This is a genomic window from Rhizobium sp. BR 317 (assembly GCF_047445835.1).
Taxonomy (GTDB): Bacteria; Pseudomonadota; Alphaproteobacteria; order Rhizobiales; family Rhizobiaceae; genus Rhizobium; species Rhizobium paranaense.
This window is the reverse complement of the sequence record NZ_JARWLB010000048.1, coordinates 1-6645: the sequence shown is the minus strand read 5'-3', so window position 1 is coordinate 6645 and position 6645 is coordinate 1. Positions and strand designations below refer to the sequence as shown.

At 58.5% G+C, this 6645-nt stretch carries 7 protein-coding genes; 5 read left to right on the top strand and 2 right to left on the bottom strand.

The window, feature by feature from the left end:
* Positions 1-393 (top strand): RpiB/LacA/LacB family sugar-phosphate isomerase (locus tag QD357_RS31100; RefSeq protein WP_414125836.1); only part of this gene is annotated, 393 nt, incomplete at its 5' end.
* Positions 394-609: 216 nt separating this feature from the next.
* On the opposite strand, the gene QD357_RS31095 is transcribed toward QD357_RS31100, so the two are convergent.
* Entirely contained in the window at positions 610-1311 is a 702-nt protein-coding gene (locus QD357_RS31095; RefSeq protein ID WP_414125835.1) for a FadR/GntR family transcriptional regulator, read from the bottom strand.
* Between the two features lie 100 nt (positions 1312-1411).
* A complete protein-coding gene (locus QD357_RS31090; protein ID WP_414125834.1) occupies positions 1412-2206 on the bottom strand; it encodes an SDR family NAD(P)-dependent oxidoreductase in 795 nt (264 codons plus the stop codon).
* Positions 2207-2357: 151 nt separating this feature from the next.
* Between QD357_RS31090 and QD357_RS31085 the strand changes: the two genes are divergently transcribed.
* The 4 genes from QD357_RS31085 to QD357_RS31070 form a co-directional block, all read left to right on the top strand.
* Positions 2358-3710, top strand: a complete 1353-nt coding sequence (locus QD357_RS31085; protein WP_414125833.1) for a four-carbon acid sugar kinase family protein — start codon at positions 2358-2360, stop codon at positions 3708-3710.
* 10 nt (positions 3711-3720) lie between these two features.
* Positions 3721-4608, top strand: a complete 888-nt coding sequence (locus tag QD357_RS31080) for a 3-keto-5-aminohexanoate cleavage protein (RefSeq protein WP_414125832.1) — start codon at positions 3721-3723, stop codon at positions 4606-4608.
* A 69-nt stretch (positions 4609-4677) separates the two neighbouring features.
* On the top strand, positions 4678-6210 hold the full coding sequence (locus QD357_RS31075) for a sugar ABC transporter ATP-binding protein (protein ID WP_414125831.1): 1533 nt from the start codon (positions 4678-4680) through the stop codon (positions 6208-6210).
* Between the two features lie 38 nt (positions 6211-6248).
* Positions 6249-6645 (top strand): ABC transporter permease (locus QD357_RS31070; RefSeq protein WP_414125830.1); only part of this gene is annotated, 397 nt, incomplete at its 3' end.

Sequence of the window (6645 nt, the reverse complement as noted above, 5' to 3'; positions counted from 1 at the left end):
CTCAAGGACCGTTTCGAGGTGTTCGAGGTCTCCCRGACGGACGCCGGTCTCGACGATTTCTATGCKAACCTCTCCGACAGGGTCGCCAACGGCGTGCTCGACGGCACCTATGACAAGGCCATCCTGGTGTGCGGCACCGGGATCGGCGTCTGCATTTCGGCAAACAAGGTGCCGKGTATTAGGGCAGCCCTCACACACGATACTTATTCCGCCGAGCGGGCGGCGTTGTCGAACAACGCCCAGATCATTACCATGGGCGCCCGCGTCATTGGATCGGAACTTGCGAAGACGATCGTCGACTCCTTCCTCGCCCAGAGGTTCGACGAGAACGGTCGCTCGGCCAGCAATGTTGCCGCCATCGACGAGGTCGATACGAAATACCACACCCGCTAGTTGGAAGGCTGGGCAAGCATTGCTCGCGGTCGACGCGCCAKGCGCAATCAGCCTGGCGCATTATCGTTTTCTGGCAATTTTCAGAACCCGGCGAATAGGCCGGGCGGCATACGGTATCCGGGCTTCGCGTCCGCCTTCAGATGCCGCCGGTGATGATCGCAGTGCGACCTGCGGGAAATGCAAGATGCGCCACGCCTTGACGTGATGCCCTGGCTGTCATTTCAGCAGGGATGTGCGGAAGTGTTCCATGTTTTCCTCGACGCTTTCGCGGCTGAGGTCACCGGTCTTTCTGTCCCGGATCATCTGAAACATGTGTTCGTGGAGATCGACTGCGCGCCATTTGCCACTGACCTCTAGCGATTTTTGCACCCAAGGCGCGACCATCGTCAGCACGAAGTCGGCGATCACGACGATCAACGGGTTTCCGGCAGCTTTGTATATTGCTCGGTGGAAATCGAGATCGGCCTTGAGGAGATCTTCGATCGCGKAGTTCGCATCCTCCGACAGCCTTTTTAGTCGGTCGATGCACTCTCTCATCGTGGCGAGGTCTTCGTCCGTACGCCGCAGCGACGCGAGTTCTGAACAGTTGCGGTCGAAAATGTATCGCAGTTCCATCAGCATCTCAGGCGTCGAGCTCTGAAGATAGAGCTGAAACATMGCGAGCGGCATCGCCGGAAGGCCTTCGTCCTTACGGATGTAATTTCCAAAGCCATGACGCGTCTCGACAAGACCCGAGACCGCGAGCGTTTTGATCGCCTCTCTGATTGGAGTGCGACTGATCCCGAGAAGCTGGGCCAGCTCTTTTTCATTGGGAAGTTTGTCACCAGGCCCGAGGTTGCCTTTGGCAATTTCGCCCGTAATGTAGTCGAGCGCTATGTCCAGCCGGCTTGGGATTTTCTTTGGGTCAACAGACAGCATTCCTGGTCACGCTCCAATCAGAAATCGAAAAGGTACGAGGTCATACCGCGTTTTACCGCTTGCGACAAATGCCGAACGTCGAACTGGCCACTTCTCCAGGTTATTCGCTGATTTGTCCCAGCCGCTTCGAGGCTTTTGGATCGAATGGGAACATGAGGCCAGCGGCCAGGAAGCCGCCGTCGACGTTCAGGGTGTGCMCCGTAATATAGGCAGCATCGTCGCTCGCCAGGAACACCGCGGCATCAGCGATTTCCGATGGTTCGCCATAACGGCGTTGCGGAACTAGCCGATGATAGGCGTCACGCGTTTCGACCGTGTGCATGACTTTCGAGACCTCGGTCAATATCGGGCCCGGTGCGATGTTATTCACGTTGATTCCCGATTCCGCGAGTTCGACCGCCATAACCTTCGTGAGGAGTTCGACGCCGGCCTTTGAKGCTCCATAGGCCGAACGTCCGACACCGCCCTTCTGACCGGACAGCGAAGCGATATTGATGATCCGCCCATAGCCTTTGGCGGCCATGATCCGAGCAAAGGCTTGCGCCACGAGGAATGTTCCGGTCAGATTGATCCGGACGACGCGTTCGAATTCCTCCCTTGAGCTTTCGAGAAACAGAGTGGTTGCGCCCACGCCCGCGTTGTTCACGAGTATGTCGACCGTGCCGAACCGGCCAATCGTTTCCTTAACGATCGTCTCAACGTCTTCGTTGACCGAAATATCGGCGCGGACGGCCAAAGCCCGCTCCCCAAGCCGCTCGGCGGCTTCGTTCGCCACTTCCAGATCGCGGTCGACGATAACGACATTCGCGCCTTCGCGAACATAGGCTTCAGCGATTGCCAGTCCGATGCCCCGGCCAGCGCCCGTCACCACGGCAGTGCGTCCAGAAAGTCTCATCTCGTCGTCCTCCAATTTTCTCGATATGAGGTATAAGGTATAAGGTATGACCTTGACAGAGTTATGAGCTGCTTCTATGAGTATTGTCAAGAGTGAAGCCCGGCTGATGTATGGAGGAAGATATCCTCGGCCGGGATATTGGGAGGATCCGATGACATCAGCTGGCAAGCTCAAGGCCGTGTTTTACGGCGACGACTTCACGGGTTCTTCCGAAAACCTGGCGCAGTTCCATCGCAGTGGTGTGAAGGGAAAACTCTATCTCGCACGCCCTTCAGCACGGACGGCGTCAACAGATTCTCTGTCTTATGATGTGCTTGGCTTCGCCGGTACCGCAAGGGCGTTGTCCGGCGTCGAGCTCGACGAGGAGCTTGACAGTGCGTTTTCGATCATGCGCACCCTCAACAGTCCGCTTATCCAATACAAGATCTGCTCTACGTTCGACTCATCGCCCACCGTTGGAAGCTATGGTGCTGTTCTGGCGCGCGCTGCGGCTCACTTCGGCAAGAGGGATGTTCCAGTCCTCGCCGCGACCCCGGACTTCGGGCGCTACACCTGTTTCGGAAATCATTTCGCGCGCTTTGCCGACAGGATTGAGCGGCTCGACCGGCACCCGAGCATGTCGCGCCACCCCAGGACGCCGATGCACGAGGCGGATCTGCGCATGCATCTGGCTGGGCAGACAGATAAGGAATTCGTCAACGTCACGCTTCCCGCAATCCGGAGCCGCTCGGCAATGGAGGAGCGTGTCTTCAAGGCCTTCCAAGAGGGGGCAGGGGTCATTTTCGATGGGCTCGAAAATGCGGATCTTGCGGCTGTMGCMGATCTGCTCTGGGCGCGGTATCCGACACGTCCGATGTTCGCGCTAGCAGCTCAAGGCTTGGCGCAACACCTCGGCGCTCTTTGGGCCCGCTTGGGCCTGCTATCGTCGGCGGAGCCCGTCAAGACGGAGATTGCCGGCGTCGAAAATCTACTCGTCTTATCAGGCAGTTGCRCCCTGCAAACCGGGCGCCAKATCGCGGTGGCCGAAGCTTCCGGGTGGAACCTTGTCCACTTGGATGTCTCGACAATCCGGTCCGATGATGATGCTGAGGCAGTTGCGCGGGAGGCTGCTTTGAAGGCGATCGAGAGCCTTGTGCGCGGTCGACCTACAATCATCTACACGGCTCGCGGGGAAACCGGCCGTCTGCCCGGCGGCGATGTTCCCGCGGAACGCTTGGGCGCCATCTACTGTGACGTTGCGCGTGCCGTGCGCCGCGCGGTTTCCTTGCCGCGGATCGTGTTTTCGGGCGGTGACAGTTCGAGCTATGCGGTGCGGACAATCGGCGCCGAAGCGCTMGAGATCGCCGTTTTTGACGAAGTTCAAAATTGCCATGTCTGCCGCCTGGATGCGCCGGGCGACGCCGAAGTCGATGGCCTCGAAGTCATGCTGAAGGGCKGGCAGATTGGTGCCGATGACTTCTTCCTGCGGGCAAAGGCGGGCACCTCTKGTTATCTGGCGGCGTAAGGAGCGAAAGATGCAAAAGAAAATCATCCTCGAAGCCAGGGTCAACGAGTACGCGCCGCGCACATCCAACCCTAATATCCCATACACCGCCGACGAGATCGTTGAGGCCGCCGTTGCAGCCCGCAAGGCGGGAGCGGCGATTCTGCACTATCATGCCAGGACAGCCGACGGCGGTGCGACAAACACMGTTGAGGCAAACGCCGAAATCATCCGCGAAGTCAGGCAGGCGACCGATCTACTCATCCTTCCCACGCTCGGCTTTATCTCGAATGATGCCGACGCCATGAAGCGCATMGACACGGTCGCAACCCTGGCATTGGACCCTGCTACGAAGCCCGATATTGCGCCCATCGATACCGGTTCKGCCAATCTCGAGCTTTGGGATGCCGAGACGCGCAGGTTCGAAAATCCAGAACGTTTGTATCTCAACACGACCGAAAGTCTCGCGCACTACGCGCGTACCTTGGCCGAAAAGGGCGTAAAGCCGAAGCTAGTTTCCTGGTCTGTTGGGTTCACGCGCCGCGCGATCGCCCTGATGKACGCGGGCCTTGTGAGGGGGCCCGCCTACTTTCTCCTGCACCTAACGGGAGGGCKATACATTACCGGGCATCCGCCGACCGAGGCGGGTCTCATGGCGCATCTTGCATTTCTGCCCGACGACCGGCCGATCGAATGGACGGTCAATTGCCTTGGGGGCAATCTGTTGAACATTGCTCCTGCGATCTGCCGTCTGGGCGGCCACATGGCTATTGGAATAGGCKACTATCCCTATCGCGAGTTCGGCACACCCACGAACGCGGAAGTCATATCGCGCGCTGTTGAGATTGCCCAAAAGGTCGGACGTGAGCCGGCTACACCCCAGGAGGCACGCGCGATCMTCGAACTGGACGGCGCGTAGAACCAATACGGCATGCGATCCGCACACACGCGGCATAGATTTCGATTTTACGAGGTATGACGTCATATCATGGTCAACGCAACTGAGAAGATAACAGTTCAGGGAACCGCGCAGTCGTTTTCGGCACGCGTGCTTCTGCGGGCCGAGGGCGTGGAAAAGTMGTTCAACGGCGTCCCAGCGCTCGTTGATGGCCGACTAACTCTAAAGGCCGGGACCGTCCATGCCTTGTGCGGCGGTAATGGCGCCGGCAAGTCGACATTCCTCAACATCACGATGGGACTGCTCCGCCGCGATGGAGGGATAGTGGAGATCGATGGCGAGCAGGTCGACTTCAAAAGCGCCGCTGACGCCTTGCGTCACGGCATCGCGATMATCACGCAGGAGCTTTCCCCCGTCCCCGAGATGACCGTCGCCGAGAACCTTTACCTTGGCCGCGAGCMGAAGCGACTTGGCGTGCTCGTCGATTTTAGCCAGATGCGCAGGGACGCCCAGGCATTCCTCGATGAACTCGGCTTTGAAGTCGACGCTGCCAAGAAGATGGGGGAGCTGAGCCTCGCCCAGATTCAGCTCGTCGAAATTGCGAAGGCTCTCAGCTATCGGGCACATATCGTCATCATGGACGAGCCGACATCTGCTATCGGCGAACACGAAGTCCATGTCTTGTTCAACGCGCTCCGCAAGATCACCGCGCGCGGTTCCGCAATTATCTACGTGTCTCACAAACTCACCGAAATCTTCGAGATCGCGGATGAGTACACAGTCTTCCGCGACGGCCGTTTCATCGAGACTGGAAACATCAAAGACATCGACCGCCGCCATCTTGTGACACAGATCGTCGGCCGTGAAGTCAAGCTGGTCGAGAAGGGCAAGCCTCTCGAAGACGCGCCAATCCTGCTTTCGGTCTCGAACTTGGCGCGCGGGCCTCATTTCCGAGACATCTCGCTAGACGTGGCGTCCGGCGAAGTGGTMGGGATCTACGGGCTGCTTGGGTCCGGGCGGACCGAGTTCCTCGAGACAATATTCGGGCTGCACTCACCAACGGGAGGCGAAGTTGTCTTCAACGGCGGTAAGGTCAAGCCAGGCAGTCCTAAGGACGCAATTCAACGTGGAATGGCGATGGTGACCGAGGATCGCAAGGACAGTGGTCTCGTGCTCTCGGCATCGATCGCCCACAACATCACGCTTTCATCGCTGGCCTTGATGGCCATCAGCGGTTTCATCCGCGGGGACAAAGAGCGCAGCGCGGTTCAAGACATGATCGTCTCGCAGAGGATCAAGTCGGCGTCGCCAGATGTTGCCGTCGAAACTCTGTCAGGGGGCAACCAACAAAAAGTCGTGCTGGCCCGGTGCCTTCTGACAAATCCAAAGCTTCTCATTTGCGACGAACMGACGCGTGGCATCKACGAAGGTTCCAAGCAGGAGATCTACGCGTTCCTGCGAGACTTCGCGGCGAAGGGCAACGGCGTCCTCGTGGTCTCCTCGGAGGCACCGGAGATCATGCAGCTMAGCGACAGGATCGCGATTTTCAAACAGGGGCAGCTCCTCAACATCATMGCMGGTGCCGAAGCAACGCAACAGACGCTTATGGACATGGCGAGCTGATGAGCGGTCATAGCCCCATTCACGGGAGKACTTGAGTAATGAATACCATCGCTGCGGCGAAGCCCGGAAACTTCCGCGCCGGGGAAATGATCAGGCAGTTCAGCATCGTTCTCGTGTTTTTCCTGATCGTMGCGTTCTTCGCGTTCGCGAACCAGTACTTCATGACATGGTTGAATTGGCTGAATCTCGTTCGCCAGTCGTCGATCAACGGCATTCTKGCKATCGGAGTGACCTTMGTMATCCTTACTAAAGGCATCGACCTATCGGTCGGCTCCGTAATGGCGCTCGCGGGCATGATMGCCGCCAGCCTCGTAACGGAGACCAACGAGCAGTTCGTGCTTTTYGGTATCTTTGCGGGCCTCGCGGCGGGAGCCGGCCTCGGCTTGGTGAACGGAGTGCTTGTTGCCGCGGTCAAGGTCCCGCCGTTCGTAGTGA